This window comes from Parasediminibacterium sp. HNIBRBA5674 (genome assembly GCF_056745525.1).
Map to the genome: position 1 here is coordinate 86099 of NZ_JBQWIE010000013.1, position 14320 is coordinate 100418.

Genomic DNA, 14320 nt, shown 5'->3' on the forward strand with positions numbered 1-14320 from the left:
TATTAAAAGCAGTTTAATATAATTTCAAACCAAAGCAAGTGTTAATGAACAGATTTATTTTGGTTTTGTTCGCGGTTATGTCAATAATGGACCTAAAAGCTCAAACGGAACGAAATACAACGGTTGGTACCAAAAAAGATTTAGGCCTAATTATAGGTAATGTGCTTGATGCACAAACAAGTAAGCCCATTGCTTTTGCTACTTTAATGCTTTCACTTAAAGTAGATTCAACTAAAAAAATTACACAGGTAGCCGATAAAAATGGTGCTTTCGAGTTTGAAAAATTAGCTTTTGGCTATTATCGCCTTACTATTACTGCTACAGGCTTTGCCAATAATATTATAGATGGTATCAACATTCGTAGTGAACGTTACGATTTTAATTTGGGCGATATAAAAATGAAGTCTTCAGCATCGTCTAATCTTGATGAGATAATTGTGTATTCAGAAAAGCCCTTGATAGAAAATACCGATGGAAAAATTACTTACAATGTGGGCGAAAGTGCATTAAGTAATGGCTCTTCAACCTCTGAAATTTTAAAGAATATGCCTTTAATAAGTAACGACCCTAACGGTAAAATACTTTTAAAAGGTAAAGAACCTAAAATATTAATTGACGATAAACCAACCGATTTAACAGCCGATCAATTGAAAGATTTACTTGAAAGTTTGCCAGGTAGTAGCATTGAGAAAATTGAGCTGATGACCAATCCACCAGCACAATACGCTACAGAGCAAGGCGGTGTAATAAACATTGTAACCAAAAAAGGTAAAATAGGGCTTACAGGAAAAATAACAGTAAGTGCAGGTTCAAGAGGTGAAGGCAGCTTAGCAGCCAATGCAAGTTATCGCAATCAAAAGTTCTCTACCAATAATATTCTTGGTATTGCTGGTAGTCAACTTACAGGTAATAGTTACTCTAAGCGTCAAAATATTTATGCTGATTCTACCAATTATTTCAATACCGAAACCAATTGGAAAAGTAAAAACCTAAGACCCAATTTGCGTTCACAATTCGACTATGAAATCAACAAATTCAACCAGTTGAATCTTGTGTACCAAGGTAATCTCAATTTCTTCGATAATATTTCTACCACACAATACACCAATATCAACCGCTTTTTAGTGCCGTATAAAATCAGTACACGAGAAAATGGCAGCGATGGTACAGGCTATAACCACAACGTTACTTTCAATTATACCCATAAAGCCAAAAATCCTGCTGAAATTTTACGCTTTGCAGTTATTGGCGGCTTTGGCAAAAACGATAATGGTAAAGACTATTTTCAACAGTTTTTAAATCCTTTCTATCAGCCTACAGGTGTTGATTCGACGCAGTCTCAATACTACGATTCTTATAACAATACCTTGCAGGCAAGGCTTAGCTACGATAAGCCATTAGATTCTGGTAAAGTATTTTTAAGCACTGGCGCTACATATCAAATTGGTAGCTATCACAACACACTCAACACCAAATTTTTCCGTAAGCAGGATAGTAGTTTTGTACCAAATGATTTGCTGAGTAACGACTTTAAATTCAACCAAGACATCTTTACGGTTCGCCTAGGATTTACTTATATTGTTAATAAAACTTTGCGCATTATTGCAGGTGCACAAGCTGAAAACACTACTACCGATTTTACCTTCATCAAAGGCAATTCTAAAGACGTAGGCAACAACTATTGGAACGTTTTGCCCAACATCACCATACGCAAAGAATTTGACCGCACATTCAATACTGCTTTGGTTTACAGGGCAAGTATTCGTAGGCCAGATTTAGGGCAACTCAACCCAAATATCGATTACAGCGACCCTTACAATATTCGTTTTGGCAATCCTTATTTGTCGCCTTCTTTGGCCGATAATTTCGATTGGAACGTCAGCTTAATTAAGGGTAAATATTATATCAATACATCGCTTGGCTACAACAATGTTAAGAACGTATTTTACCAAATTCGCACCTTAATAGAAGCTGGCAAAACACAACTTACTTACCAAAACATTGCCAATCGACAAGAGTATGAAGCAAGCATTTGGGGTGGCTATACGTTTACCAAAAAACTACGTGTAAATGCAAGTGCAGGCTACACGTTTAACAAGTACAGCGAGGCCGAAAAGCAACTGTTTAAATACCAAGATGGTGGTAGTTTTTACACCAGCTTCAACTACAGTTTTACGCCCACCAACTTGCTAACTTTTGAAGGCAGCGCTCGTTACAATAGCTATGCAGACCCACAAGGTCGCAGCCGTAGCAACATAACCATGAACTTAGGTGTACAGCATAAATTTTTCAACAAACGTGTCATTGTCAACTTTAACATTTTCGATCCATTTACCACGCAGCAATACACCACTTATACCTACGGCAGCAATTTTAACATAGAAAATTACAGCAGCACTACCACACGCAACTACCGTTTAGGTATCAGTTATCAGCTTAGCAAAATCATTAAAAAAAGCGCCATTACCGATAAGCAACGTCAAGCCGCTTTAGACAAATTGAAAAAGAAAGTTTAGTTTTTTTCGTTTACCTGAAGGTGTAATTCTCATCATCGCCTGTTGTGTCACTGGCCGACCTCTCTGTCGGCATCCCGATGTTACACTTGAATCGGGACTTGTACGTTTATAACTTCATTCAGCTTTTATTGTAGCGTAGTTTTATCTGTGTTACTCCATTTAATCTGCCTCATCAGTGCTCCAATCTATTTAAAACACTTACTTTAGGGTCATGATTCAACAATGGCTCAATTGGCGCACGATATTAGGTTTGGTAGCAGTATTTATTGCAAGTGGCACCATTTTGTACTCACAGTTTTTAGCCAAAAAAATAGCCACCCAAGAGCGTAAAAATGTAGAAATTTTAGTAGAAGCTCAACGCACCATACTCAATTCATCAGATACAGCAAGCATTAATTTAGCCACAAAAATTGCCAGCGAAAATAAAAGCATTCCTATCATTGAAACCAACGAAAAAGATAGCCTTACCTACAATTATTTAAACTTAGATACACTTGCTGTAAAGCGTGATAAAAATTATCTTACCACCACATTAGAAGCTTTTAAAGCCTACGCACCACCTGTAGTGCTTGTCATTAGCGAGAAGCCTTATATAGCCAACAAATACTACTATGGCGAAAGTCAATTATTAAAAGAGGTCAAATATTATCCTATCGTTCAGCTCGTTATTGTTGGGCTATTCATCATCATTTTAGTAATGGCGCAACGAGCCAATTTTAAAAGCACACAAAACCAAATTTGGGCAGGCTTAGCTAAAGAAACAGCACACCAATTGGGTACGCCTGTAAGCAGCTTACAAGGTTGGATAGAAATGATGCGAGACATTGAAGGCAATGAAAAAATCGTACCCGAAATTGAAAAAGATGTACAGCGTTTATTACTTATCACAGACCGTTTTGGTAAAATAGGCAGCATACCAAATCTTGAAGAAAAGAACATCATTGAGCAGGTACAAAACATGATTGACTACATAAAAAAACGTGCTAGTGGCAAGGTGGTATTTGAACTTGACACCTTTAACGAAACAAATATTCCTTCACTCATTAGCCCACCACTATTTGATTGGGTAATTGAAAACTTGCTTAAAAATGCCCTTGATGCTATGGAAGGAAAAGGTAAAATCGCTGTAAGCATTAAAGACACTGCCTCACAAATAATTATAGATGTTGCAGATAGTGGTAAAGGCATTTTAAAAGCCAATATTGCCAAGGTATTTAAGCCTGGTTTTTCTACAAAAAAACGTGGCTGGGGTCTTGGTTTAACGCTTACCAAACGCATTATAGAGCAATACCACAAGGGGCAAATATTTGTGCTACAAAGCGAAGTAAACAAAGGCACTACGTTTAGAGTGATATTGAATAAATAAGAACCGCTGATTGATTTGATTGAAATGATGACCATGATTTCTTAAGCTTCAACATTCGTGTAATTCGAGTAATTGTAAATAATTCGTGAACTGCAATTCGTGTAATTTCTGTATCATTGCCTCAGAATTACAACTCAATGATTTTTCTACGTCAGAATTTAGATTTATTAGTTCACCCCAGATACTAAGGCAATTTATTTGCCATTAGCTGCTAAGTTATTTTATTGAATAACTTACTAGTCACTGACGATTTCTATTTTTTACTCCCGAAAGCTATCGGGATCACTCTTTACAAAATTTCACATTTATGAACTCTCATGCTTTATCTGAGCGTAGCGCTTATTATTTACAGTTAGAAGAACAATTTGGTGCGCACAATTACCATCCATTACCAGTAGTGCTAGACCGTGGTGAGGGCGTTTTTTTATACGATGTGGATGGCAGACGTTACTACGATTTTTTAAGTGGCTATTCTGCCGTAAACCAAGGGCATTGTCACCCTAAAATAATTGATGCTTTAACTACACAAGCCAGTAAGCTAACCCTTACCAGCCGTGCATTTCATAACAATTTATTAGGTGAGTATTCTAAATTTATAACTAGCTATTTTGGTTACGATAAAGTACTACCAATGAACACCGGTGTAGAAGGTGGCGAAACGGCTATTAAATTGGCAAGACGCTGGGCTTACGACAAAAAAGGTGTAGCAGAAAATCAAGCGAAAATCATTTTTGCTGAAGGCAATTTTTGGGGTAGAACGCTAGCTGCTATTTCATCTTCTACCGACCCAAGTAGTTACAAAGGGTTTGGGCCTTTTATGCCTGGTTTTGGCTTAGTACCTTACAATAATATTGCTGCTTTAGAAGTTGCTTTGCAAGACAATAATGTAGCCGCATTTATGGTAGAACCAATACAAGGTGAAGCAGGTGTTGTATTGCCAGATGATGGTTATTTGCAACAAGTAAGAGCACTTTGTACCAAATACAATGTACTATTTATTGCGGATGAAATTCAAACGGGGCTTTGTAGAACTGGCAAATTACTTGCTTGCGACCATGAAGCTGTAAGACCAGATATTTTAATATTAGGCAAGGCTTTAAGCGGCGGCACTATGCCTGTTGCAGCCATACTTGCAGATGATGACATTATGCTAAACATTAAGCCGGGTGAACATGGTAGCACTTACGGTGGTAATCCTTTGGCTTGTGCAGTTGCAATAGCTTCGTTGCAGGTATTAAAAGACGAGCAAATGGCTGAAAACGCAACAGCTATGGGCATTTTACTAAGAGATGAATTAACTAAAGTTCAATCGCCATTAATAAAAACTATAAGAGGTAGAGGTTTGCTAAACGCAATTGTAATAGAGCATGAAAACCCCGAAGCGGCTTGGGATATTTGCTTGGCTATGAAAGACAATGGCTTGCTTGCAAAACCTACGCATGGTGATAAAATTCGCTTTGCACCGCCTTTAATTATTACTAAAGAACAGGTTTTAGAAAGTGTAGAAATAATAGCTAAGTCGCTAAAAAGCTTCTAAGTTGCTGCGCAGGGAACAGAACGTACATACCGATAGCTATCGGTAGTGCGACGCAACAATAGCTAAATAGTAGCAATACCGCTGGCTCAATAAAAATAACAGTATTGGTTTGCCTTTTAAAAAGGCAAACCAATACCTAGTTGAAAGGCGTAGTTTTTAATTTTCACACCATTCTGTCTTGTATCTGTCCATTCAAAATCTCTAAAGTTTGTCCAGCCATTATTGGCTACTCTAGCAGGGTCTTTGAGTTTGTAGGCAAAATCGACGCGTATAAGGAAGAAAGAAAAATCGAGCCTTACACCTGTGCCTACACCAATGGCAATATCTCTTACAAAGTTTTTATAGTTTAATGTTGCGTCTACGTTATTGGGATCTTGTCGAATATTCCAAACATTACCAATATCGGTAAATACAGCGCTGCCAACTTTTACACCCGCAATGGTGGTTAATAAAAAGCGATACTCAGCATTTAACTCGAGGTTAAAATCACCAAATCTATCGGTATAGCCAGAGGTACTTGTATCGGCACTAAGCGATGAACCAAGACCTAACTGACGTAGCCCCCAAGCTCGCATACTATTAGGACCGCCAACAAAATATTGCTTAAACACAGGTATTGTTTGCCCACTTTTGGTAGGTACAGCTGCACCCACAAAAGCTCGTAAAGCCAACTCATCTTTGGTAAATTTTTTTAGGTAACGATATTCACCTTCTAGCTTTACATACGAGAATATACGGTCGCCTAACTTGGTAAACAAATTGGTGAGTAAACCACTTTCTTCAGCAAATAATCTAATGTTATGAATTTTAGATTTATCCGCACCACTAAATAGAATATTTTTTGCCAAACTAGCACCAACCACATTACCGTTTCTAAAAGAGTTACGCAGAAAAGGATTGTCTTTAAACAGTTGAATTAAGCCATCTAAAGTATCTACCTTATACAATTCTATATTAGGAAAACGAAATTGTGTAGACACATTGCCTTTAGTATAATCGAAACCAAAATTGAGATTTAGTGAACGCAATTGGTAAAAATCAATACGATTGGTGTAAGCACCTTGGGCACTAAAAATAGTTTTCTTGTTATCAATCTTATTGATTTGTCCAGTTAACCATTTCCAATTTTTAAAGGGCTGAATGATTCTAGGAAAACTGTATGAATGAGACAATGTAAACTGCTCTGTTTGTACAAAAGGCTTAGGTGCAATGTTGGCTACCTGCTTATCAATATTAAACTCAAAACCAAACCTAGCTTGGGTTAAAGATTGTATGGCTTGTTTCCAAACGTTTCTGTTTTTATAGGTTAAATTAGTAGCTAAGCCTAATAAATTACCCGAACCAATATCGCCTGTATTTCTACTACCTTCAAAATCAATACCCCAACTTTGCTTTGGTGCGGGCAACAAAAAGAAATGAAAATCTATGCTATCAGAATTTAGTCTTACAACTGCTTTTGCATCTACTTGCTTCCACGAACCAATTTGATTGAGTTTATTGATGCTTTTGTAATAAGCGTTTTCATTGTACAAACCACCGCGAATTAAATAAGTGTGTTCACGCAATGGCCTAAACCTAAACTTATCTTCATCAAAACGCATCACGCCACTTTTATGAAAAGACTCTTTGTAATCTTTTCTTGCCATTAAAGTATCCGCATTGTAATACACGTTTTTAATATCAGGATAGTAATACAAATTGCCTACATAGTATTGCTTCAGCTTTAGTGTATCTTTTATTTTTTTCAGCATCATTGTAAAGCGCCACTTGGGGTCTTCTTTACGTGCATTGGCTGCGTCGTTTATTATTTGCGCTTGCGCTAATGGATCTATTGATAGCGTTAATAATTTAGCATTCAAAGTATCTGCAAGGGCATATATATCTTCACGGTTTAAGTTGTAATAACCGTTGCTTCTGTATAAATAAGCCAATCTATCTAGCTCATCGCTTACAATTTGTTTTGAGTAAGGCTTACCTTGTTTTAGCAAACTATATTTTGCTTGCGCCAATGTGATATTTTGTAACGTAGAATCTATTGGCTTGTGCAACGTGTCTATCATGGCAAAGCTAACTGTATCGATAGTGATGCGTTTACCTACATCTACCAGAAACTCAATATTGGTGCGTAATTGCAACACAGGTACACGTTTGCTGAACAACTTACCAATACGTTCTTTTACCACAACAGAATCTATAGTAACCGAATCTTTAAACCTAGCGTAGTAATAACCTTGCGAGTTTAAAAAGGCATTCATAAAACCACGGCTGCGGCTTATGTTAGCACTATCGTACACAGCAGGCTTTTTTAGGCGGTAAATAAACCCAAACTGCTGCACCTTTCTTGCTTTTAAACTGTCATCCCAATAATTATCTAGTTCTAATGTTAGCCGTTTTTTCTCATCTTTACCCACGTTATTTTTAAGCGTTATTTTGTTTGAGAAAACAAAAGGCTTGTTTACAGGAAACTCTTTTACGCTACTGCAAGCAGCAAATAATAATACGATACCGAATAAACCAAGTATTTTTTGAGGCGAAATGCTGTTGCTAACAAAAATCATAGATGATGTTAAGTAAGAATGAAGTCAAATATATTCAAAGTTTGTACCACAAAAAGCAAAGACAGCAAGAAGGCCTGTTTATTGCCGAAGGCCCAAAGCTTGTAAGCGAACTACTAACGAGTGATTTTGCCATTAAAACCATTTACGCTACCTCAAAATGGCTTGTTGCAAATACGGTTAAAAATGCTGAAATAATTACTGTGACTGAGCAAGAATTAGAACGTATTAGCAACTTACAAACACCCAACCAAGTGCTAGCTGTGGTGCAGCAGTCATTACCAAACACTAAGCCAAATTTTTCTAGTGGCCTTAGTTTGGCATTAGATGGTATTCAAGACCCAGGTAATTTGGGCACTATTATTCGCATTGCAGATTGGTTTGGCATTACACAAATTATTTGCAGCCTAGACACGGTAGAGCTTTACAATCCAAAAGTTATACAAAGTACCATGGGTAGTTTTTTGCGTACCAAATTGTGGTATCAAGACCTAGCAACTACGCTTACAACAGCTAATGTGCCTGTATTTGGTGCCTTGCTAGATGGCCAATCTATTTACCAAACAACAAAACCTACAGCGGGTATTTTAGTAATAGGCAGCGAAGGCAATGGCATTAGCAATGCAGTATTACCGTTCATTTCTCACCCAGTAACCATACCAAGAATTGGTGGCGCTGAAAGTCTAAATGCAGCCGTTGCCACAGGTATTATTGTGTCGCATCTTACCTAAACTGTATCGCTTTTACAGGCTTAATATTTTTTACAATCAGTGTAGGAATAATCAATGCTAAAAAGCAAACGACCGCAGCCACCACACATACCACAGCCACTTGCCACCAAATAATATGTATAGGTGCATACGCTACATAGTACAAAGCTTCATCCATGTGAATAATATGTGTAGCTTGTTGCAGCAAGCAAAGCCCAACACCCACCACCAAGCCCATACCAATACCTGCCAACGAAATAAAACTTGCGTAGTACAAAAATATTTCTTGAATAGTGGTATTAGTAGCGCCAATAGCTTTTAAAATGCCTATCATACGTGTACGTTCTAGCACCAATATCAGCAAGCATGTAACTAGGTTAATGATGGCTACAATACCCATAATAATAAACACCACGTACTTATTGGTGTCTTGCACATTCAGCCAATCAAAAATATTAGGATAGGTTTCTTTAATGGTTCTGCTTAGCCACTCGGTAGGCAATTGGTCTTTTAGCTGGGCATTAAACGCATTCATTTGCGAATAATCACTCATCAATATTTCGTAGCCGCCTATTTGGTTAGGTTGCCAGTTATTCAAGCGCTGTATCAACCGCAAATCACCCACCGCAAATATTTTATCGTACTCTTCTATACCTGTGTTAAAAATGCCCACCACCACTAGCTTTCTCGAGGCATTGGCAATGCCTGCATCTTGCGATACAAAATGAATTCTAATGGTATCGTTTACCGCTATTTGCAAGGCTTTAGCCACAGGCTGCGACACAATAATTTCTTTCGAATAGCTACTATCACCAAAGCGCAACCACCTACCCTGCTTTAAAAATTGACGAAACGTCACACTGTCGTAATTTGCTTCTACACCTTTAAACAGTATGCCTTCAATCTCTTTATTTTTTTCTACCACCGCACTTTTAGTAGCAAAAGCCTGCACCGTTTTGTAGTAAGGTTGTTGGCTAATAATGCGCACCACCGTATCATTTTTATTAATAGGCGTTTCTTCGCTAATCAGGTTTTTAGCATTCTCATAATGCTGCACCCTTACATGGCCCCAAAAGCTAAACACTTTTTCGCTCACCGTTTTTTCAAAGCCATTTACAAAAGCCAAAGTCATAATCATAGCAGCCACACTTAAAGCCGTAGCAGCAATAGATAAGCGAATAATAAAGCGAGAAAAAGATTGCTGTTTGTTAAAAGCAATACGCTTAGCAATAGTAATAGCGATACTCAAAATAGTGCGATTATTTACCCGCTAAAACTACAACTGTTTTGGTTACCAGCTTTTGTAATACTATGTCACATCGTTGCGTCGCACTACCGATAGCTATCGGTATGTACGTTCTGTTCGCTGTGCAGCTTTTATTGTAGCGTAGATGTTTCATAAAAAAAACTAAGATTGCAATGTCATGCTGAGGAACGAAGCATCTAATCGAAACTTGCTAAAAAGTTGTTGGCAAAAGGCGCAGCAACAGCGGGCAAAATGCTTGGTTCATCACAAAACAAAACTGCCCATTACACTTCTGTAATGGGCAGCTTTTAAAAGTTACAAGCGTTAATGCTTATTAACCTCTTTTTGCTTTGTGAATTTGATGTTCCGCTCTTTTAATTGGGTGCTTTACACCATCTTTTTTTAAATCTTTTGCGTCGGCAGCAATATCTTTTTTGTCGGCTTTTATGTCTTTGGTTTCTGCTTTTGCAGCCGCTTTATCACCTGCTTTTAAATCAGCTTTGCGTTCACGCTTGTCTTTACGTTCTTCACGTATGTCCTTACGTAAATCCTTCATGTCAGCTTTCTTGTCAGTAGAAGGTGCTTGTGGTGTAGTGGTTTGTGCCATTGAAGCAATGCTTAGCAAAAGGCCTGTAGCGGCAATAAAAATTACTTTTTTCATGGTGTGTTTATTTTTTTGTTAGTAATACCATGAAGACGGCACACGCAATTTAAGGTTTAAGCAACCTTTGTTTTACTTAACAACCATAACATTTCTTTAGCAAACTTGGCTATTCGCTAGTTCATTTACCCAAAATGCAACAGATATAATGACGAAATACAAATTGATAGCTCAAACGGCGGCCGTTTGACAATTCATATTACCCTATTTCACATACGAATAGCTATTTTGCACTAAAAAGAAGAAGAAATTTCAGAAAAAGAAAATATCTTGCTTGAGGGAACTTTTTATTCTCAAATACTGATTTCATCATGGAACTAACAAATTGGATTAACAAAAAACTTTCTGACATAGAAAATGATAATGAATTCAAGAAATATTTTGAAGATTCGACAATTGAAAATATTCTTGAAACGGATTTTCTAATTAATAATTCAATGGGTATAGATTTAATTTTGACAGAATTGCAAATAATCGAAACCATACATCTTTTTTCTGCTGATGAAATAAATGGTATCTCTTGCTATGAAGGGCAAATGCCATTTAATTTAAACTTTACAAGCTCAAGAACTGAAGTTAATGCTATTCTAGGAAAACCTAAGAGAAGTGGTGGTGGCTACAACAGTATTGTTGGTCACACTCCTTTATGGGATAAATATTATTTTGCAAATTATACTTTACATTTTCAGTATTCTGACCAAAGCCAATCTATAGATTTAGTAACTATTGGCTCATTAGAAACAGAACCATATCTCAATAGCGATTTACAATAGTTAATCCATAACTATTTTTTGTCAAAATCCTCTAAGTATAATTAAGCATTAGCATTGCTGTATAAATTAGGTCAAATTGTTCTTCTTCTCAAAACCTCACAAAATCCCCCTCACCCATTACTTTTACCATATGAAACGCCTATTCTTTTGTAGCATCTTATTGTGGTCTATCAGTGCATCGGCACAAATCAATACTGATAATATTGTAATGCCCTGCATTAAAACCGTAAAATTATTTCAGCAAAACAACCAAGAAAGTCTACCTATTATCAACCTTAATTCTACCGATTTTCATACTTGCTGCTATCAAGTATTGCAGTTTTAGCGCCTTCAGAAGGCAATGGACTATTGTTTAATACTCGCTTTGGCAAAGCCACATAGATATTCTTCTGTTGCAATGTGCGACGCAAATAATGCATTATAGTAGTACAAGAGTCGGTTACATAAAACTACTATCGCATCTTTTTTGCCTTCTTAGTTCCTTTTGTGTGAAATCCCTTTGTGTGAAAATTTTACACAAACTGAAAACTATCGCCATCAAACAAGCCTTTGTCGCTGAGTTTTAAATGCGGAATAACGAGCAAGGCCATAAAACTGAGGGTCATAAAAGGGGCGGCAAGGGTGCTGCTTAATTGTTCTTTTACAAACGCATCGATGGCGGTGTAGGTAGCGGCAACTTGGTAACCATCATTGGCACTCATTAAACCCGCCACAGGCAAGCCAAGTACGTGCTGCCCTTGTGTGCCTACCGCACTTACGCCACCTTTTTCCTGAATGACTAGGTTAATGGCTTGGGCAAGGCTCTCGTCATCTACACCTACGGCTACAATATTGTGGCTGTCGTGCGCTACCGACGAGGCAATGGCACCTTGTTGCAAGCCTATATTTTTAATAAAAGCTTTGGCTACAAGTGCATTATGGTAGCGATTTACGACTACCATTTTTAAAATATCGGTGTTGGTATTGCTTACCAAAGCATCTTTTATAATAGTGGCATCGCAATACAGTTTATTGGTAATCAACTGGTCTTCTAGGGCTTCAATTACTGGTATTTTGCCATCGGCAATAGGGTAGTTGGTGGTGGTAATAGCCAATTGTTCGGTAGTAATCGCATCGCAATCAAACTGGTTAATAGGTGTAACGTCAACAGATTGTATAAACGATTTACCATCCTGCGCTACTAATTCGCCGTTAATATAAGTATGGCTAATATTGAAGTTTACAAGGTCATCCGCAATAATAAAATCGGCAGCATCATCCACACGCAGCAAGCCAATATCAAGCTTGTAATGCAACACAGGATTTACACAAGCTGCTTGTAGAATATTGAAAATATTAATGCCTTTAGCCACAGCCCTTGCACATAATTGGTTAATATGCCCAACCATTAAACTATCAGGGTGCTTGTCATCGCTACAAAACAGAATTTCATTTGGGTAATCGTGAAGCAAGTCAATTAATGCTTCAAAGTTTTTAGCAGCACTACCTTCACGAATAATAATCTTCATGCCATAGCCAAGCTTATCAAGCGCTTCTTCTTTGGTAAAACACTCGTGGTCGGTAGAGATGATAGCCCCCCCGCCCCCCATTGGGGGGATTTCAGAAACAGGTTGAGTAGGTTCTGAATTGTTTTTGCTGCTGAATTGGTTAAGGTTATCGTCAATATTATTGAATGAAGACTCGTTCTCAAAATAGGGGATTTCAGACGCAGGCTGACTAGATGCAAGTAAGCCTAGTTTTTCAGAAATTGCTGTAACTACTTTTTCTGTTTGATATAAAACTTCATCGTTTGTAAATCTGATAACCTCAAAGCCTAGCTTATTTAGTGCTTCAGTTCTTTCAATATCGCTAACAATATTTTCTGGTAATTGATGAATTAAGCCATCAACTTCAATGATTAATTTTTTTGCAAGGCAAACAAAATCTGCAATGTAACTATCAATTATGTGCTGTCTTCTAAACTTATAGTTGTCCAGTTTATTACCTCTTAAGCTTTCCCACAAAACAATTTCGGCTTGTGTTGGATTGCTTCTATGTTCTTTTACAAATGTTTTAAGCAAGCCATATAACATTGGATTTGCGGTTTGATAAGCCCCCCCGCCCCCCAATAGGGGGATTTTAGAAACAGTTTGAGTAGCTTCTGAAATTTCTTTATTACCATTAATATTTGGAGCAACGTATTGTTCATAGTACGCTTTCCAAGTCCCCCCTTTGGGGGGTGGGGGGGCTATGTATTTTCGGGCATCTTCGCCACGTAGACCCGGTGCATGACCGTCAATTGGTTTACCTAGTGCTTTAGCCGAAGCAATTTTTTTCATCACTTCTTCATCGTTAAACAACACACCGGGAAAATTCATCATTTCGCTGAGGTACTTAATCTCATCTTTTAGTAACAGCGCATGTACATCGGCACTATCAAGTGCCGCACCTGCCGTTTCAAACGTGGTAGCAGGTACGCAGCTTGGCGCACCAAAGTTGAACTTAAAGTTTACCTGCTTGCCATTATCTATCATAAACTCTACACCAGCCATACCACATACATTGGCTATTTCGTGAGGGTCACTCACAGTACCTACAGTACCATGCACCACAGCAAGCTTGGCAAATTCGCTAGGCACTAGCATACTACTTTCTACATGCACATGACTATCAATAAAACCGGGCAAAATAAAGCCTGTTACAGGTTGCTCGTTGCTGGTTACAGGAGTGATAGATTCAATCTTACCATTACTAACAACAACAGTTGCTGGAAAAATTGTTTTATTAAATACATCTACCAAATTGCCTGTAACTGAAAATGATTGTGCCATAGTATGCTTGTAAAAATGTGATACGATAGCGACGAAAATAGTTCATTATGAACGATTATGGTAGTAATGCAGGGCAAACGCATCTAAATTTCTTTAAAGAGTATATTTTCTAAGAACTTATCGTTTAATATACACATCATCCTTTT

Annotated in this window: 10 protein-coding genes; 6 read left to right on the plus strand and 4 right to left on the minus strand. The window is 37.6% G+C overall.

Annotated features, from left to right (window positions below; all coding sequences use genetic code 11):
- Positions 1-77: 77 nt before the first annotated feature.
- From ACT9TX_RS08575 to rocD, 3 genes are all read left to right on the plus strand, one after another.
- Positions 78-2516: a TonB-dependent receptor gene (locus ACT9TX_RS08575; RefSeq protein WP_481337863.1), complete on the plus strand. Its 2439-nt coding sequence runs from the start codon at positions 78-80 to the stop codon at positions 2514-2516.
- Between the two features lie 211 nt (positions 2517-2727).
- Entirely contained in the window at positions 2728-3882 is a 1155-nt protein-coding gene (locus ACT9TX_RS08580; RefSeq protein ID WP_481337864.1) for a sensor histidine kinase, read from the plus strand.
- 307 nt (positions 3883-4189) lie between these two features.
- Entirely contained in the window at positions 4190-5419 is a 1230-nt protein-coding gene (rocD, locus tag ACT9TX_RS08585; RefSeq protein ID WP_481337865.1) for an ornithine--oxo-acid transaminase, read from the plus strand.
- A 116-nt stretch (positions 5420-5535) separates the two neighbouring features.
- On the opposite strand, the gene ACT9TX_RS08590 is transcribed toward rocD, so the two are convergent.
- Positions 5536-7977: a BamA/TamA family outer membrane protein gene (locus ACT9TX_RS08590; protein ID WP_481337866.1), complete on the minus strand. Its 2442-nt coding sequence runs from the start codon at positions 7975-7977 to the stop codon at positions 5536-5538.
- A gap of 2 nt (positions 7978-7979) precedes the next feature.
- Between ACT9TX_RS08590 and ACT9TX_RS08595 the strand changes: the two genes are divergently transcribed.
- Positions 7980-8705: a TrmH family RNA methyltransferase gene (locus tag ACT9TX_RS08595; protein ID WP_481337867.1), complete on the plus strand. Its 726-nt coding sequence runs from the start codon at positions 7980-7982 to the stop codon at positions 8703-8705.
- On the opposite strand, the gene ACT9TX_RS08600 is transcribed toward ACT9TX_RS08595, so the two are convergent.
- Complete coding sequence (locus tag ACT9TX_RS08600) at positions 8698-9933, minus strand: ABC transporter permease (protein WP_481337868.1); 1236 nt, start codon at positions 9931-9933, stop codon at positions 8698-8700. The two genes, ACT9TX_RS08595 and ACT9TX_RS08600, sit on opposite strands and share 8 nt — an antisense overlap.
- A gap of 331 nt (positions 9934-10264) precedes the next feature.
- Entirely contained in the window at positions 10265-10591 is a 327-nt protein-coding gene (locus tag ACT9TX_RS08605; protein ID WP_481337869.1) for a hypothetical protein, read from the minus strand.
- Positions 10592-10902: 311 nt separating this feature from the next.
- Between ACT9TX_RS08605 and ACT9TX_RS08610 the strand changes: the two genes are divergently transcribed.
- Both ACT9TX_RS08610 and ACT9TX_RS08615 read left to right on the plus strand, forming a co-directional pair.
- Positions 10903-11364, plus strand: coding sequence for a hypothetical protein (locus tag ACT9TX_RS08610; protein WP_481337870.1), 462 nt, complete (start codon positions 10903-10905; stop codon positions 11362-11364).
- 130 nt (positions 11365-11494) lie between these two features.
- A complete protein-coding gene (locus tag ACT9TX_RS08615) occupies positions 11495-11689 on the plus strand; it encodes a hypothetical protein (protein WP_481337871.1) in 195 nt (64 codons plus the stop codon).
- A 187-nt stretch (positions 11690-11876) separates the two neighbouring features.
- Here ACT9TX_RS08615 and ACT9TX_RS08620 read toward each other — a convergent pair whose 3' ends face one another.
- Positions 11877-14174, minus strand: coding sequence for an adenine deaminase C-terminal domain-containing protein (locus ACT9TX_RS08620; RefSeq protein ID WP_481337872.1), 2298 nt, complete (start codon positions 14172-14174; stop codon positions 11877-11879).
- Between the last annotated feature and the right edge of the window lie 146 nt (positions 14175-14320).

Coding starts and splice junctions, on each gene's coding strand:
- ACT9TX_RS08605 (WP_481337869.1), bottom strand. CDS start 10,591: ATGAAAAAAGTAATTTTTATTGCCGCTACAGGCCTTTTGCTAAGCATT.
- rocD (WP_481337865.1), top strand. CDS start 4,190: ATGAACTCTCATGCTTTATCTGAGCGTAGCGCTTATTATTTACAGTTA.
- ACT9TX_RS08575 (WP_481337863.1), top strand. CDS start 78: ATGTCAATAATGGACCTAAAAGCTCAAACGGAACGAAATACAACGGTT.
- ACT9TX_RS08610 (WP_481337870.1), top strand. CDS start 10,903: ATGGAACTAACAAATTGGATTAACAAAAAACTTTCTGACATAGAAAAT.
- ACT9TX_RS08620 (WP_481337872.1), bottom strand. CDS start 14,174: ATGGCACAATCATTTTCAGTTACAGGCAATTTGGTAGATGTATTTAAT.
- ACT9TX_RS08580 (WP_481337864.1), top strand. CDS start 2,728: ATGATTCAACAATGGCTCAATTGGCGCACGATATTAGGTTTGGTAGCA.
- ACT9TX_RS08590 (WP_481337866.1), bottom strand. CDS start 7,977: ATGATTTTTGTTAGCAACAGCATTTCGCCTCAAAAAATACTTGGTTTA.
- ACT9TX_RS08615 (WP_481337871.1), top strand. CDS start 11,495: ATGAAACGCCTATTCTTTTGTAGCATCTTATTGTGGTCTATCAGTGCA.
- ACT9TX_RS08595 (WP_481337867.1), top strand. CDS start 7,980: ATGATGTTAAGTAAGAATGAAGTCAAATATATTCAAAGTTTGTACCAC.